At 65.9% G+C, this 15640-nt stretch carries 15 protein-coding genes; 5 read left to right on the top strand and 10 right to left on the bottom strand.

Annotated elements, in window-relative coordinates; translation table 11 throughout:
- Positions 1-19 precede the first annotated feature (19 nt).
- From J1902_RS17280 to J1902_RS17255, 6 genes are all read right to left on the bottom strand, one after another.
- Positions 20-640 carry a DUF4232 domain-containing protein gene (locus J1902_RS17280; protein ID WP_207617582.1) on the bottom strand — a complete coding sequence of 207 codons (621 nt, stop codon included), beginning with the start codon at positions 638-640 and terminating at the stop codon, positions 20-22.
- A 100-nt stretch (positions 641-740) separates the two neighbouring features.
- A complete protein-coding gene (locus J1902_RS17275; protein ID WP_207617580.1) occupies positions 741-1514 on the bottom strand; it encodes a YcnI family copper-binding membrane protein in 774 nt (257 codons plus the stop codon).
- Between the two features lie 80 nt (positions 1515-1594).
- Positions 1595-2227 carry a hypothetical protein gene (locus J1902_RS17270; protein WP_207617578.1) on the bottom strand — a complete coding sequence of 211 codons (633 nt, stop codon included), beginning with the start codon at positions 2225-2227 and terminating at the stop codon, positions 1595-1597.
- Positions 2214-4133 (bottom strand): plasmid pRiA4b ORF-3 family protein, encoded by a 1920-nt coding sequence (locus tag J1902_RS17265; protein WP_207617576.1) that lies wholly within the window; start codon positions 4131-4133, stop codon positions 2214-2216. The genes J1902_RS17270 and J1902_RS17265 overlap by 14 nt, the downstream gene beginning before the upstream one ends.
- Before the next feature lie 319 nt (positions 4134-4452).
- Entirely contained in the window at positions 4453-5190 is a 738-nt protein-coding gene (locus J1902_RS17260) for a hypothetical protein (protein WP_207617574.1), read from the bottom strand.
- Positions 5191-5369: 179 nt separating this feature from the next.
- Entirely contained in the window at positions 5370-6098 is a 729-nt protein-coding gene (locus J1902_RS17255; RefSeq protein WP_207617572.1) for a hemerythrin domain-containing protein, read from the bottom strand.
- Positions 6099-6465: 367 nt separating this feature from the next.
- Between J1902_RS17255 and J1902_RS17250 the strand changes: the two genes are divergently transcribed.
- Positions 6466-7032, top strand: a complete 567-nt coding sequence (locus J1902_RS17250) for a TetR/AcrR family transcriptional regulator (RefSeq protein ID WP_207617570.1) — start codon at positions 6466-6468, stop codon at positions 7030-7032.
- A gap of 198 nt (positions 7033-7230) precedes the next feature.
- Here J1902_RS17250 and J1902_RS17245 read toward each other — a convergent pair whose 3' ends face one another.
- Entirely contained in the window at positions 7231-7800 is a 570-nt protein-coding gene (locus tag J1902_RS17245) for an SRPBCC family protein (RefSeq protein WP_207617568.1), read from the bottom strand.
- A 134-nt stretch (positions 7801-7934) separates the two neighbouring features.
- Between J1902_RS17245 and J1902_RS17240 the strand changes: the two genes are divergently transcribed.
- The 3 genes from J1902_RS17240 to J1902_RS17230 all read left to right on the top strand — a co-directional run bounded on the left by J1902_RS17240 (position 7935) and on the right by J1902_RS17230 (position 11651).
- On the top strand, positions 7935-8555 hold the full coding sequence (locus J1902_RS17240; RefSeq protein WP_207617567.1) for a TetR/AcrR family transcriptional regulator C-terminal domain-containing protein: 621 nt from the start codon (positions 7935-7937) through the stop codon (positions 8553-8555).
- Positions 8556-8697: 142 nt separating this feature from the next.
- The gene (locus J1902_RS17235; RefSeq protein ID WP_207617566.1) at positions 8698-9960 is read left to right on the top strand and encodes an MFS transporter; all 1263 of its coding nucleotides are present in this window, start codon (positions 8698-8700) and stop codon (positions 9958-9960) included.
- A gap of 47 nt (positions 9961-10007) precedes the next feature.
- A complete protein-coding gene (locus tag J1902_RS17230; protein ID WP_307794485.1) occupies positions 10008-11651 on the top strand; it encodes an amidohydrolase in 1644 nt (547 codons plus the stop codon).
- Positions 11652-11690: 39 nt separating this feature from the next.
- On the opposite strand, the gene J1902_RS17225 is transcribed toward J1902_RS17230, so the two are convergent.
- From J1902_RS17225 to J1902_RS17215, 3 genes are all read right to left on the bottom strand, one after another.
- Entirely contained in the window at positions 11691-12428 is a 738-nt protein-coding gene (locus J1902_RS17225) for a DUF6414 family protein (RefSeq protein WP_207617565.1), read from the bottom strand.
- Between the two features lie 227 nt (positions 12429-12655).
- The gene (locus tag J1902_RS17220; RefSeq protein WP_242702156.1) at positions 12656-13291 is read right to left on the bottom strand and encodes a diacylglycerol kinase catalytic domain-containing protein; all 636 of its coding nucleotides are present in this window, start codon (positions 13289-13291) and stop codon (positions 12656-12658) included.
- A 52-nt stretch (positions 13292-13343) separates the two neighbouring features.
- Complete coding sequence (locus J1902_RS17215) at positions 13344-14348, bottom strand: hypothetical protein (protein WP_207617564.1); 1005 nt, start codon at positions 14346-14348, stop codon at positions 13344-13346.
- A gap of 1033 nt (positions 14349-15381) precedes the next feature.
- Here J1902_RS17215 and J1902_RS17210 point away from each other — a divergent pair.
- Positions 15382-15640 (top strand): hypothetical protein (locus J1902_RS17210; protein WP_207617563.1); only part of this gene is annotated, 259 nt, incomplete at its 3' end.

Below are 15640 nucleotides of genomic sequence, written 5' to 3'. Positions count from 1 at the left end.
CCGCCCGGGCCCCGGCAGGCTAGGAAGCCTGGAACGTCGTGACGCTCAGAAGCTTGATGACCGCGTTGCTGCAGGCCCGCTGCGGCTGGGCGATGAACAGGGACGCGGTGTCGTTGGGCGGGTAGACGCGGTAGCCCGCGGCGTCGACCGCCGTGCAGTCCGAGTAGTTGCCGGCCTGGGTGTAGCGCAGCACCGCGACGCCGGCCTGGCCGGGGGCCAGCTGCACCTGGACGACCGGCTGTGTTTCGTCGCGCTCGGCCGGCGCACCGATCGGTTCGCCCGTGGCGTCGGCGGTCAGGGAAACTCCGGCGAAGCCTTCCAGGACGCAGGGAGTGGTTCCGGAGTTGGTGAGGAGAAGCTTCATGTAGACGCTGCCGGCAGCTCCGCCGCCGCTGGAATCAAGGGATCCCTTCAGCGAGGCGGCCTTGCAGAGGCCCTCCGTGGCGGAGGTTCCGGTGGCGCTTCCGGTGGGGCTCGGTGAGGCCGACGGCGACGGCGGAGCAGACGTCGATCCGGTGGCCGGGGACGTTGCCGGGCTGGTCGAGCCCTGCGGCTGCGCAGGCCCGCAGGCCGTCGCGGCCAGAACGCACGCCGCCGTCGTCGTGATTAAAAGACCGGTCTTGAATCGCTGAGTCCACATGCGCACCAGCCTTCCGACGGCGCCGGGGCGAGTCAACCGCGCCACGGCGGGAGACGGAAATGGCGTCCGGATCGTGATGATCCGGACGCCATTCTGCGGGTTACTTGCCAACGCCGCCAGCAGCGCCGCCCGTGCTGCCGGCCTTGGCCGCGCGGCTGCGGAAGAAGGCCGCGCCACCCAGCCCCAGGCCCGCGACGCCCGCAATGAGGCCGGCCCAGCTGCGTGCCTGTGAACCGTCGTCGCTCACCGAAGCTGCCTGCGCCGTGCCCTCGGACGTCGATGCGATCCCGGCCGCCGCGGGGGCCCCGTGGCCGTCAGCCTCCGGTGCGGCGGCCGTGACGGTGACCGAGGGGGCCGGGGACTTCAGCGAGTGTGCGTCCTGGCCCTCCTTGGGGATTGCGGCCCAGTCGGTCTGGCCCTGCTCGCAGTTCTGCAGCGTGGGGAAGTACAGGGTCTTCCCGGCGGCGTCGGGCAGCTTCACGGACAGCACCAGGGCGTCGCGCAGCTGCGGGTCCAGGGGTGCCTTGGCCGTATAGACGATCTGGCTGGTGCGTTTGGTGATGGACGTCCCGTCGGCCAGCTTCTTGGGCTCGGCCAGGGTCTGCGTGACCTTCTCCACCGTCCAGTTCGCGTTGACCGTGGGTGTTGCGTCGTCCAGTTCCTCGGGCAGCGTGATGGTCATCTTGGTGGTGCCGAAGGTGTCGCAGCCGTGCGGGACGCCGAACGTCAGCAGGGCGTAGGAGTTGGCCTCGGTCTTGTTCGGATCGATGCCCACGTGCGCGGACGCGGCGGAGAGGCCGGCCAGCATCAGGGCGGCGGTGCCTCCGGCAACGGCGGTAGCAGAGAGGGTGCGGCGGAGCGAGGACGTGTTCATGGTGTTGCCTTTCGGTGGGCGCGAAGGGGCGCCAAAGTACGGGAGGTGCCCGTCACCGTGAAGGGAGGTGCCGGGCGGAATCAGGGAAGTACGACGACGGCGGGCGGGCCGCGGCGGCTGTCTTGCCTGAGGTTCCGCCAGGGGCGGGGGACGAAAAGGGAAGGTGCGCTGGACGCCACCGGCGGGCTGCCGGCGTCGGGCCTGAACACGGGCCGAAGCACGCGCAGGAGCGGCCGGAGCCACGCGGCCAGCTGCCAGAGGGCCTGCTCGCCCTTGGCCAGGGCCAGCGCCGAAGCGGCGCTGGCCAGGATGTGGCCGGCGAGCATGAGCCAGCCCAGCGGGGCGTCGAGCTCAGGCAGATGGGCCGCGCCGGCCTCGACCCCCGGCACGGCGGATCCGCCTCCGAGGTGGTGGCCGGACTGCCCGGGGGCCGCGACGCTGAGCGGGCTGAACGCGGTGAAGGCCTCGTGCAGCACCAGCTGCCCGGCACCCAGAAGGGCAGCCAGGGCAGGGAATCCGAGTTTGAAGCGGGTGGCAGAGGTGGTGACCAGGCCGATCAGCGCGAGGAGCGCGAGCAGCACGGGGGCCGCCGGAAGCTGCCCGCCGGCCAGGACGTGGGCCCCGGCAGCGAGCGCCACGATCGTGGTGGACAAGGCCGCGGACCGCAGGGCGTGGAAGGGGGCGAGGCGCGCGGGTGTTTCAGCGCAGGTCATCCAGCTCTTCGTCCGCCAGTTCCACATCGAAGGCCTTGGGGTCCAAGGTTTCGTCCGGCGCGAGACCCAGCCATTCCCTGATTTCCTCATGGTCTTCGTGCGCGGGGTCGTTGGCGATGGCGACCTTGTCCGCCCAGCCCCATACGCCCCCTGAGTCCTCGGCGGGCGCCAAGCCCCGGCCGCCGGTGCAGCGGGGCAGCTCCTGGCCGTCACCGCCGTCGAGGACTTTTTCAAGGGTGATGACATGCACCCAGTCGTCGCCGAAGTCGTAGACGTAGTCCAACTTGTCCCCGGACTTTGCGAGAACCGCATGCAGGGCAGTCCTGGCTTCGTCGCGCATGCCGTCGTCTCCCCGAGGGCCGTACCTTGTCCCGCGCCGTCCGCCGACGTCGAAGGAGTGAAGGTGGTAGTCCTCCCAGTCAAAGACAGTTTGGATGACTTCGTGGAGTTCGCTCAGCCGCATGCTTGCCGGCACCAGCACACGGCGCCACACGGGCGGCGTGGATCCCTTCAGCTGGATCTTCAGCTGGAACGTTGAATCGTTCTGGACCGGTTTTCCGGCTGTTTTGGCGGGCCTGGCGTCCCGCATGTGAATAACGTTCGACGGCGGTGCTGCCGCCGTCGCGCGGTAAGCCTCACCGTCGCCGTCCGTCAGCTCCGCGAACGCGGCGAAGTCCGGGTCATCGCCAAACTCCTCCGCTGCGAAGTCTTCGTCCACTTCCATCAGGACCAGCGCGATCGCTGGAGGCAGGCTCCCGATGACCACAGGGGGCACTGTGTAATGGGTTCCGGCCGTGATCAGCCCGAGCTCGGCAAGGTCCGCCAGCTTGGGGCGGGCGCGCATGGCCGCGATGGTCATGAAGATGTCTCCGCCGGCACCGTTCTCTGCCATGTCCGCAATCTCGGAGACTTCCAGGGGCTCCGCTGAGGAGCCCTTTACCAGGACCATGGCAAGCACGTTGTCCAGTTCGGGTTCATTGGACCAGAATCCACCGGACGTGGTGAGGGCATCGACGAGGAATGCCGTCAGGAAGACCCGCAGGTTCCTGATCCTGGCCGTGAGGTCCTTGCTGTTCCAGTGGGCCGCTTCCGCGCCAGGCACGGCCCGGGTCGCTCCGACGGACAAGATGCCCGATTGGGCCAGCGCCAGCCAGATCTCGCGGAGCACGGGAACATCGTGCATGGACCCGACCTCCAGGACGGCACTGAGGTTCTCCTCGTCACCTTCCCACAGCTCCAGTGGCCGCTTGGCGTTTTTCCTGCCCTTGGCCTCGACGCCGACGGCGGCCGCCGCGGCCTCGATGTCCTTCAGCCGGAGCGCACCCGTGCTGGTGACGTCTTTGCCCGCCCCGATCCATTCCAGCAGACGGGTGGTCCGCTTGATCAATGGAAGCTCGGAGAACGCCCGGAGCTGTTCTTCGTCCGTGAGTTCCGGAATCTTGATGTCCGGAAGATCCGGGCCGTTGTCATCCGTTTCGTCGGAAAGGAGGGCATGAACGTGGTCGTAGTCTTGCTGGCTTCCGGTCCATTGGCCCGATTCCTTGAGGTAGTCCACATAGACGTGCAGCGCGTCGTAGAGCCCGTCCAGGATGCCGTCGTCGTCTCCTGCGAGTGTTCCCGCAAGTGTCTCGGCAACTTCCTCGAGGTCTGCTTCCTGCAGGTGGGTGGCTGTGCTCCCGGAGCCAAGGGCCTGGCCCGTGGTGAGGAACAGCCTGACGACCTCAAGGCACTGCATGGCATCGGCGGCCTCGCCAATTCCACCTTCGAACCAGTGGACAAAGTCCGGGGTCAGGGAATCCACCACCCGCAGGTTCAGCGCAAGCTGCAGCGGCATCTTGTTCGCCGAAGGGACGCTGCTGAGGTGGCCGCCGGGCTTGCGGCCCGGCCTCTTGCTTTTCTTCGACATTCCTGCGCCTTCTGGGGATCCATGGTTCGTACGGGCTCCGTTGCATGCCGCACGGATCCCTCCCGCGTGGCACACTGTCGCTCCGAGAGTACCCGACGTCCCGTTTTCCCGCAGTCCGTGAACTGCGTGAGTCGGCTGGTGCCGGGGCCATCCAAACCTGTCACAGTCAAGCGTCCCTGTTCCTGTGAGCCAGAGCATAAAGGAAGGTCCGCCGACAGGCATCGACGGACCTTCGAATGCACCCAACGTGCGGAATTGCGAATTCAAGTAGGCCAGACTGACCGTGAGACGTCTGTCCGCCTCGGGGGCTGCTCCGGCATCAGCAGGTCAGTGCCACCTGTCCGGTCAGCCCGGTTGAGTTGCTAGCGGAGCACCTGAAAATTTCCTCACCCACAGGCTGTTCAATCACGAGCAGTATGGAGGTCACCGTCAGTACAGGATTAACACCTGTCCAGTTGGGGTTCGGGCAACCAGCCTCAGCCCCCGTGACTGTTTCTCTCGTGGTCAGGAGCGCGGGTTCAGTGACAAGGGTCAGGTTGCCGTTCTTGAACGCACCGCTGTCGATCTCAGTGGGCGCTGTTGCAGGGCCTACAAGGACCTTGTTCTGCCCGGGCGCAACGTTGCCACCCTGATTCTGGCACTGGTAGACGGCGAAACCTGAAGTGGTCACCGTGGCGAGCAAATCATCATTACCGAGTCCGGCGATTACCGCTCGGCAGGTTGTGGACGCGGACGCCCCTGATGTTGTGATCGTACAGACCGGAGAGCCGTTCTTTTTGAAGTGCGGGCTGGCGGCCTGTGCTGCGGACAGCCCTGTCGTGAAGACGAGGAAGATGGCTGCGAACAGCATGAGTAGTGGTCGGAGATGGCTTTTCATGACTTGTCTCTCTGAAAGAGCATGAATTTCTTTAGCCGCAGTCGCGTTTTGGCGACTCGGCGAATGGCCGATCCGTTGCCCCAGCTGCGTGGGCCGAAACCGGGCGCTCATTCCAGCAACAAGAACCCTCAACATAAGCAACCGCAGCATCTTGACTACTTCAAAAATCTGCTGTTGCAAGAGATAGATTACTGAGCTGCAGAGCCGCCGTCCAAGCCCCAGGCACATAAAAAATGGATGTGCCCCTATCGTCTAAAGCGAGCGCTGCCCACAACCAGGATGACGCGGCCAGGCGCAGGTCAACGCTGTGCTGACCCAGTCGTCCCGAGTACTCGGGGTCGGCCTGCCGCGCCGGACCTCTACAGTGTTTCGGGGATCGGGCGTCCCGGGAAGAGTGTCGCGTATTGCCGCCGGTACATCTTGCGGCCGATGAGACGGTAGCCAAGGCGGACAGGGGCGGGGATCTCTTTGAAGAATATTTCCCTTCGGTCGTCGGGCGGGTTCGTGGCCAGAACCATTCCGAGGTAGGTGACCAGGAACTTCTTGTCGTGCTGCTTGACCCCGTGCTGCACGAGTGCTTTCAGTTCCTTTTCCGTCATTACCCGATCTACGGCGGGCATCACCTCGGTGACCTCGCGGCGCAGATGCTCGTTGAGAACGGACTGCACGTCTTCGTAGCCTTTTGCGAGTTCTTCTCTGTTCTCTGCGTCTGCCGTCTGCATCCAGCGCTTACGGACGGGCTCGATGCTTTGGACGCGTTCTCTGACCTGCTTGTGGTGGTCGAGCATCTGCTCTACGTGTGACGCGCTTGCCGGTGCCCGCTCGGCCAGTTGCGGGTACATGAACAGGTCCTCGCCCTCCTGATGGATGAGGAGCACCTTGTCGAAGTTTCCGAGCACTTCCCCCACGTAGGCGGCGCGGGCAGTGTCTCCGGGCGCGGTCGAACGCACCAAGTTAGGCGCCTCATCGTATGCCCAGAGGAGGAAGCGGTGAACCCGCCGCATGCCAGTCGACCCTGTAGACAGGACGGGCCCCGGTGGCACAGGAGCTGCGGTCTCGCCGGGCTGCATGGTGAAGAAGTCGGTCATTGGGTGGCCTCCATTTCAGAAATCAGGCGAGACCCGCCCCGCTCCCGCGGAAGCATTCCAGGAGCTCAGCCAAGCGGGGGGATGACGGCGCACGTAATCAGCCGGCGTCTCACGCAGGCAGGCTGCGGCATGGTGGTTCCGGGCTGGGTCTCGGTCACGTTGTGGTCCTACCGGGCGCGTAGAGGACGCCGGTGTGCGCCGCGGGTTCCTGACCGGATGAGGAGGGTATCGCATGATGAACCCGCGGGAATGCCCGGGCGCTACACGAGGATCGAGCGCCGTAGGCTGGAGGGATGACAGCTATGCCTGCCATGGACACACCATACTACTTCCGTAGTGACATGTCACTACGGAAGTAGTATGGACTATGTCTACTCGTGAACGGGTTCTGGAGGCCGCCGTAGAACTGCTCGGCACACAGGGTCTGAGAGCCCTCACGCACACCAGGGTTGACGAGGCGGCCGGGGTACCGAGGGGCTCGACGTCGAACTATTTCCGCACTCGTGCCGCGCTCCTGACCGGTGTGGTCGAGTGGCTTGCGGAGCAGGATCTGGCCGCGCTCGGAGCGCCACCAAGCCCGCCGGCCGATGTCGCCGCCTTCGTCGCTCTGCTGGCCCACACCGTGGAGACCACCACCACCGCATCCCGGACCCGGACCATTGCCCGGTATGTGCTCTTCCTCGAAGGCACGCACAACGAAGACGTCCGCCGCCCGCTACTCGCCGGCCGAGTGTACTTCCGGGCCTTTGTCGAAACCGCAATGGCGCGCCTCGGAGCGCCTGATCCCGTGGCAGCGGCGACTGCCATCACCGCAGTGGGCGAGGGCATGATCATCCAGCGGGTGGCGGTAGACCCGGATGCGGACGTGCTCGCGCCCATTGATGCGGTCGTGCGGGCGTTTGTGCCGCACCGACGCGGTCGCGCATCGAGGTGAGACGAAGCCAGGAGCGGGTCGCGGTGCCCGTCCGTCCGATCACGATGCCCGCCAGCAGCTGGCCGAGCACCACGGGCAGGTGCCATTTACGCGGCAGCGCGAGCAGGGGTCCCAACAGCGCGACGGCGGAGATCAGCGAAAGCTGGAAGAACTGCACCTTCCTCCTTTCCGCCGGCGATGTGGGCGCCGTGATGCGGCTCAGCGGCCCTTTTGCCCGCCGCGGCGGGCGAGCCAGGCGAAGGTGGGGCCCGGCGGCTTGGGGATCCTTCCGGGATCCGTTCCGGCCCGACGTCGGCGCAGCTCAAGTGCCAGGCTTTCCTGTCCGCGGGCCATGGCCCAGTGGTGGTTGGCGGAGAACGCCGGTTTCAGGAGCCAGCTGAGGCGCCGGAGCAGGGGCTTGGCGGTGCTGACGATCCAGTCGTACCGGATGACGACCTCCGGGCCGTCCTTTTCGAAGGTCCAGCGGCCGGTCCCGTTGAGGTCGCCGGCGGCGGTGAGTGCGAAGCCGTGGGTGGTGATGGGTTCGGTGACCGTGAGTTTCCAGCGGAGCGTGTAGGGCAGCCAGCCCTTGGTGAAGAGGTCCACCACTTTTCCGGTGCCATCGGGGTTTCCCGGGTTGAGGGTGGTGACGTTGAGGTAGACAGAGGGCCACCAGCGGCCCAGCGAAGCGGCGTCGCCCAGGACGTCCCTGACCTCCTCCAAGGTGCCCGCAACGCGCCAGACCGTAACGAATTCGTAGTCGGTACTGCTCCTGGACGTTCGGCCCACAGTTGCCTCCACGGCCCCATTTGGATAGTGGATTCACAGTACTCAGGGCGCTGCGGGTGGTCAACGGTGCCGGTGCTCCCGGCCGGCGCAGGGCTGGTAGTTTGGGTGCTACCCAACCCCCAGGAGTCTTCTCGATGGCGCGCCCGCTCACACCACTGATCTCCATCGACGCCGTGGTGACGGCCGCCCTGGAACTCATCGACGAGTCCGGCGACTTCAGCCTTCCCAAACTGGCGAAGCGGATCGGCGTCAGCCAGTCTTCCATCTACAACCACGTATCCGGCCGGGAAGAGATCCTGGAACTGGTCCGCGGGCGGCTGCTTGAGGAGAGCCCGCTGGTGGTAGCTGCCGACGCCGGCTGGGAAGACGTGCTGCGCGAAGCGATCCGCGTGTACCGCGGGAGTTTCGCCCGGCATCCGCGTACGGCGCCGCTGATGGTGATGCAGACGGTCCGGGACCCACAGGCCATCGCGCTCTATGAGCGGATCGCCGGCGCGCTGGAGGCAGCGGGCTTCGAAGGGGCGGACGTCGCCTCGGCGATTGCCATGATCGACAGCTTCGCCCTCGGCTCGGCCCTGGATCTGGCCGCTCCCGGCAGTGTCTGGGAGGCCGCACAGGGCTCCTCGCCGGCGCTTGGCCGGGCAGTTGAAAGCGCCGCCAGGCTCGGGAGCAGGGCCGATGCCGCCTTCGAATTCGGGCTCGAGATCCTCATCGACGGCCTGCGGCTCCGGCACGAGCGGGCAAACCACATCTAGAAAGTTTCCTCCGGGCTCTTGTGCGGAACGGGAATGCGTTTCATACTAAACGAAAGCCTTTCGTTTAGTGATCCGGCTCTCACCCCAACTGCATCCCCTGCCGCAATGACGCGGCGATCCGCAACAGACGTGGAGACCTCCTGTGAGCAAGACTTCCCCTTCCCTTGATTCCGGGGGCCGCGTGCCCCTGACCTTCAGCCGAGGAATCTCGACCTTCGGCATCGGCGTGGTCGGATTCATGGCTGCCAACCTCGTGCCGCTCATGATCATTGCCCTGATGGACGGGCACGGCCTCAGCCCCACCGCGGCCGGCACCATCATGACCGCCTGCCTCCTGAGCTCGGCGGCCAGTTGCCTGCTTACCTCGCGCTGGACGGCCCTCACCGGCCGGTACGTGGTGGCCCGGGCCGGGCTGCTCCTCGCCGCGGCGGGCTTTGGCGCAGCCGCTCTCATCCCGTCCACGCCCGTGGCCATCGTCGGCATCATCCTCGGCGGCCTGGGCGGCGGCGGCGCCGTCTCCGCCGGTGGTGCGGCCCTCGCGGCCCTGCGGAACCCCAACCGCGTTTCCGGCATCAGCGGCCTGGCCAACCGTGCCGTCGTCACCGTGGTCCTGGCGCTCATCCCGTTGTTCGGCACCGGCATGCTCAGCGCCTTCGGGTTCCTGGCCTGCCTGGCCTTGGCGGCCTTCTTCAGCGCCGGGTGGCTGCCGGTGGCCGAGGCAATGCCCGCCCGAAACGTTCCGGCCGCCCGGGAGACTGGCGGAAGGCCCGACGTCGGGCGCTCGCCTGCCGCCCCGCGGCGCCTGACGCTCGCCGGCTTCACCCTGCTGGCGTGTTTCGCATTGTGGGCGCTGGGCGAGGACTCGCTCTGGGCCGTGGCCGGCTCGATGGGCACGGCCCAGGCGGGTGTGGGGGAGCAGGAATTGGGGCTGGTCCTCAGCGCCTCCACCGCCGGCGGACTCGTGGCCGGTGCCGCCATGACCTACGTGGGCAACCGGCTGGGCCGGACGGTGCCGCTGGCCGCCCTCCTGGTGCTCGGCGGGGTCCTCAAGCTTGCGGCCGGCCTCGCCACCGACCCCACCTGGTACATGGTGTCCGTCATCGCCTGGAACACCGTCTACGCGATTGCCTTCATGTACGTGGTGGCGGTGGCTTCGGCGCTGGATGCCTCCGGGCGCTGGTCGGCGCCGCTGCTGGGCGTGTACCTCATTGGCTCGGCCTTCTCCCCGCTGTTCGGCACGCTCATCGCCGAGACCCTCGGCTACGTTCCGCTCGCCGTCATCCTGGCAGGCTTCAGCTTCGTCCTGCTGGTGCCGTTCGCGGTGATCGCCCGGCTGTCCACCCGGGTGGAGCGGGAGGCCTCGGTCTCCCAAAGCCCCGGATTCAACCACGCCGCCATCGCCTGAGCCCCCGCTTAGCCAAGACCCAACCGCCTGAACCAGAAGGACCACCTGTGACCACCGCAGCCCGCACCCTGTACCGCAACGCCAAGATCTTCACTGCCGACGGCCCCGCCATGGCCGAGGCCATGCTCGTCGACGGCGACCGCCTCGCCTACGTGGGCGAAGAATCCACGGCCCTCCGCCTGGCCGGAGCTGCCGCGCAGGTGGATCTGGGCGGGGCCTTCGTCCTCCCCGGCTTCATCGACGCCCACACGCACCTGCTGATGATGGGCCAGGCCATGCAGAAGGTGGAACTGCGCGACGCCGCCAGCCTCGCCCAGATCCAGGAACGCCTCCGTGAGGCCGCCAACGCGGCTCCGGACGCCGCCCGCATCCTGGGCCGCGGCTGGCTGTTCCCCGCGATCCCCGGCGGGATGCCGACGGCGGCGATGATCGACGTCGTGATCCCCGACCGTCCGGTTTACCTCGACTCGAACGACGTCCACTCCATGTGGGTCAACAGTGCCGCGCTCGCCGAAATGGGGATCGACCGGGACACGCCGGACCCCATCGGCGGCAAGATCCAGCGCGATCCGGCCACCGGCGAGGCCACGGGCCTCCTCTACGAAACAGCGGCGCAGCAGTACGCCTGGCCCACGCTGGCATCCGTAACCACCGACGCCGAACGGGACGCGCAGCTGGCGGGCGCCTTCGGGCACTATCTCTCCACCGGCGTCACGGGCGGGATCGACATGGCCATGGGCGAGGACGACCTCGCAGCGATGCGGCGGGCGCTGACGGCGTCCTCCGGCGGGCCCGACGGCGGCGGGACCCTGCCGCTGCGCGTCACCGGGCACTGGCTCATCACGCAGACCGGCAGTGTGGCGGGCAACCTCGCCCAGGTGGCCCGCGCCGTGGAGCTGAGCCGCGAGGTCAACTCCCCGTGGCTGCGGATTGCCGGGATCAAGATCATTGTGGACGGCGTGATCGACAGCTGCACGGCCGCCATGAAGGAACCCTATGCGGACGGCAGCAACGCCGGGCTGATCTGGGAGCTCGAGGACCTGACGCCGGTGGTGGCCGCGGCCGACGCCGCAGGGTTGCAGATTGCGATGCACGCCATCGGCGATGCCGCCTCTGACGCCGCGCTGGACGCCCTCGAGCACGCCTGCCTGGTGAACGGGGAGCGGGACCGGCGGCACCGGATCGAGCATTTGGAGACGGTCACGCCTGAGAACGTGCAGCGACTGGCCCGATTGGGGGTGGTGGCGTCGATGCAGCCGGTGCACTCTGACCCGGCCATCCAGGACAATTGGCGGGCCATGCTCGGCGACCACCGCGTTGACCGCGCCTATCCCTGGACGGAGTTCACCGACGCCGGGGCCACCCTGGCTCTGGGCTCGGATGCACCCACTGCTCCGCACCAGCCGCTGCCCAACATGTACGTTGCCACCACCCGGAAGTCGGCCCTGGACCAGAGCCTGCCGGCCAATCTGCCGCAGTACGCCCTGGGGCTCGCCGAGGCCCTGGGCCATGCCACCCGGGACGCCGCGTTTTCCTGCGGTATGGAGCAGGAGCTCGGCCGCCTGGCCACGGGGATGCTGGCCGACTTCGTGGTGCTGGACACCGACCCGTTCGACGCCGGCCTCGACTCGCTGCTGACGGCGTCCGTTGCGCTCACGGTGGTGGGCGGACAGGTGCGGTACCGGGGGTAGCTGCGGGCTGCGTGGTTGTTTCCCGGCGGCCCGCGCAGGTCACCGGTAGATGGCCAGCACATCCAGCATGAAGGCCGGGCCCTCCAGCCAGTTCTGTTCCTGGCCCGGCGCGGGGCCGTTCTGTTCTGTTTCCCGGCGTTTTTCGCGGGCGGCGGGGTCCATGCCGGGCGTTGAGATGAGTGGCTTCCACCGGCCCGCGTCCCACTGCGTGGTGACCTTGCCGACTACGTGCGCGTAGCCGTCGATGTCACCGCGCAGGTGTGTGCCGAGGAGCTTCCCGGCAATCCGCACGTCTGTTCCTTCGAGTTCGCCGACAAACACCAGGTGCGATCCAAACGGAGCGCCCATGCCCTTGGCCGCGCGGAAGTGTTCCTGCATGTTCCGCTTGGCTCCGGGGTTCATCATGCCCGCAAACGGCGGCCAGTATGCCTCCAGCTGTTCCATGAGCTGCGGGAACGAGGCCCAGGGGGAGAAAGCCTTGGCGGCGTCGGGCACGAAGATCTCACATTCGAGCTCCAGGATGGCGCCCCGGTGGGCTTCCTTCAGATCGGCGTCGACGTCTGTCACGTCGATCCACGCGGTGGCCTTGGCATGCCGCCGTGCCAACTTCAGCAGCTGCTCGAACTTGGCTTCTGGGGTGGCGGTTCCGTCTGTTCTTTCGTGGCTGTCCTGCTCCAGGCCGGACCCCGTACTGGGGGTCTTCGGGCTACCGGTTCCGAGTGCGCTGAGGAAGCCGTCCAGCATGGGTTCGTTGAGGTAGAGAAAATTCTTCAACATGATGCAGTCTATGGCGGGGCACGTGGGCATTTACAGGGCTGTGGGGAGACGAATCCGCCGAACTGCAAGGTACCACCAGAAGGCCGGCGTCGGATTCTGCACGATCATTCGCCTTTCCGAGTCTGGCTGCCCCGTGATTCCAAGGCTCCGAACCGTGCCAACCTGAATGATTGAGCAGAATCCGACGCAGACCGAGCGGCTTCGTTGAAGCTACCCCCCAGCGGCTCCTACACCAGCCGCAGCGGCCGTTCGCCCAGTTGCACCGTGATTTCCTGGCCCCAGGATGCGGTGAGGCGGTCATCTTCCATGCCGTCGCCGAACACCACGAGCTGATCGGATGCCACGGTGATCCGCAGTGTTTCGCCCGCCTCCAGCATGCCTTCGGTCAGGGAGGTGCCAGTGATGGGGGAGGGCCAGGCTTCGCGGACGAACCAGGCCAGCCGGGGATCCGTGGGTGCCGGCAGCGCCCGTCCACCGCGTTCGATGGCGATGGATGCGCACCAGCCGGTGGCGCCCGTTCCGGTGGAGATGATCAGCCCGGAGGAGGACTGCCGTTCGGTCCGTCCGTCCGGTGCCGTGAGTTGGTACCTGGCCGACTGGTGCGAGGCGTGCCCGATGAAGACCTCGTTGAGTCCCGAGAGTTCCTGTCCGTCGTCGAGCCATGCCGTCACGGTGGCGAGTTCCTGGCAGCGCAGCCGCTCCGGCCCGGCCGGGGCGGCATCCTGGAGCAGCTTTGCCGCGGCGCCGGGCGTGTGCCGGACCAGGACTCCCGGGTTTGTTCCCGGCTCCGGGTCGATCCCGATGACTGGCTGGCCGTTGAGGTATTTGGCCGCGTTGGCCACCAGCCCGTCCTGGCCCACCACGGCGATGATGTCCTCCGGCGTGAGCAGGAAGCGGCTGAGGTCCGCGCTGCTATCAGGATGTCCAGTCCGGGGGAGTGTCGTAGGGCCTTCCCCAGACCGTGGGGGTTTCGTGCGGTCCGTCGAGCGGCGGCGTGGATCCTGAATAGAGCCATTCATCAAAGCCATCTCCATGGATGCCCACTGCGGCTCCCAAGACCCATCCCGACATGGTGGTTCTCCAGAACCAGATGATCTTGCCGTCCGGGGAAAGGCTTGTGTGGATGCCTGGGTCGGCTGGCAGCCCGGCTTTCACGAAGTCCTTTACCGTATATACGTTCCCAACCAGATCCCGCCGCAGTTCTCCCGTTGAGGCGAGCCAGCCCATGGCTGATGTGAGCAGTTTGCGCAGGAAGTCTTTGGTTTCGCGGAACTCGCGGTTGTCTAACCGTCGACCGTTCGCGTCAACGTCCTGGCTGCCGGCCGACGCGGATTCCCGTTCTCTTCGGAGTCTTTGTGCTTCTTGCTGAGCCATGGGCCGTGCCCACTGAACGAGAGCATCGAGCACGGACCAGTACTTTGCGGAGTTCACGCGTGTGTCATAGGCCAGCTCGCGACCATGTGCGACGCCATGACGGGACAGGCTGCCCGCTGCCTGCGTCTGGCTTACGCCTTCGCCGAGAATCTTCTGTAGCGTGGCGAGGCAAGCTTCGATGCCGACGAGTTGCAGTGGGTCCAGCAGGTCAGCTTTGTATTTGGGATCCTGTGTAAAGAACTTCCTTCCACCTGCAACGTCCATCACGAGCCCCTCCATCTGGTTTTGCATCAGTGGAATGGACGCTTCGTAGTTTCCTGCTTCGTGATGTTCCTTGGCCTTTCGGACAAGTCTGGCCCTGTCTTGGAAAAGGGCGTGATACTCAGTCTGTCCTTCGCCGGCGCCAAGGACGGAAACACGTTGCCATACCTGCTTGGTTCGCCAACTTCCTTCGCCGTCCCATTGATCGGCCAGGAGCTCGTCTGCATTGACACCCTGCCCGGCCTCTATGAGCCTGATGGCTTCAGCTACTACGCTGCTGTCCATTCGAAAAGGTGCCCAGCCTCTGGGCACCAGGAGCCGGAGGGCGTCCTCCATGGAAGCAAGGAGCTGCCGGTATCCAGCAGCATGTCCGCCCAACTGGGCCCACTGGTCTGAGAGTCCCTCCTTTAATGCCGTCAACCATTCCGGCAGCTCAGGAGAGGCCTCTACGGCTTCAACCAACTTAAACTGTTCGCCGGATGGATCGACGGCTTTACGGATTTGCTCCCTGAGAGTGCGGACGTTTGGACTGTCAGGCCCTGCCTTCGACAATGGGTGTCGTACCTTTCGCTTGTGGCTCACCCGGCGGTAGTAACGTCGGTGCTTGTGACTCTAACGGTACCGATTACCGTAGCCCAGCGTGACGGGCGGGCCGCGGCTGGGAGCGCGTGCCGTAGGAAAGCATTGCCAATTCTTTGCCCTGAGTCCATTCCGGTCAAAGCAAAGGCCCCTGCTTTCCTTGTAAACAAAGGGAAGAAGGGGCCTTGCCACTTGGCGGTGACGGCGGGATTTGAACTTTCGCAGAAGCCCAGGCGGCAGAGCGATTTCGTTGAAAAGACGCGTTCGTTGATGCCGCCTCAGCGCTGCCAATGTCTGCTGATCACAATGAATTGCGCTTAAAAATGCGCTCATGTTGTCTGCCGGAACAAATGGGATCCGAGAGAGACCCGTGGGCGCTACCGCTCGCCATGCTGACCATGAGTATGAGCCCTCCACCAGAGTGCGCGGGTTCGCCGCGAACCGGTCAAAAAATGAGTGGTGCGCCGCGAACCTGAGATCGGCTGGGTTCGCGGGTTGTCACCGCGCACCTGTTCGCCCTGCCTCAGTGCGATGTGGGGTGGGTTCGCGGGAGTTCGCCGCGAACCGTCACATGTCAGTTCGCGGGTTCGCGAGTGCCTTTAGGCGCGCACGCGCGCACGCGCACACACGAACACGCGAGCAGTAGAGAAAAGCACAGCGGTAAATCTGGGCATTTGAGGGGGCTGCTGCTGATCGATTGCATTGGTTGGGTGCAGTGACTAGCGGCTACCGTACAACCGTGGACTTGAATGATTGGCTCTTGCCCGTGCTGTCGCTGATTGGTGGTGCTGCTGGTGCGGCTGTCATTAATTTCGGCTTTGGCCTATGGAAACTGAAGGCGGACCGGAAGGACGAACATTCGAGATGGCTTCGGGACCAGAGGCAGGTCGCCTATGTGGACTACCTCGAGTCAACCCGACGCCTCTTTGAGTGGGTCAGTTTCAGGGAGCTCGCTAGTGTCAACGGCAACTTAGAAATGACCGGTGGTGGCATGTTGG

The organism is Arthrobacter cavernae (assembly GCF_017368795.1).
GTDB lineage: Bacteria > Actinomycetota > Actinomycetes > Actinomycetales > Micrococcaceae > Arthrobacter > Arthrobacter cavernae.
Note: the sequence above shows the minus strand (reverse complement) of the source record. Positions and strands in the feature narration are given on the sequence as shown.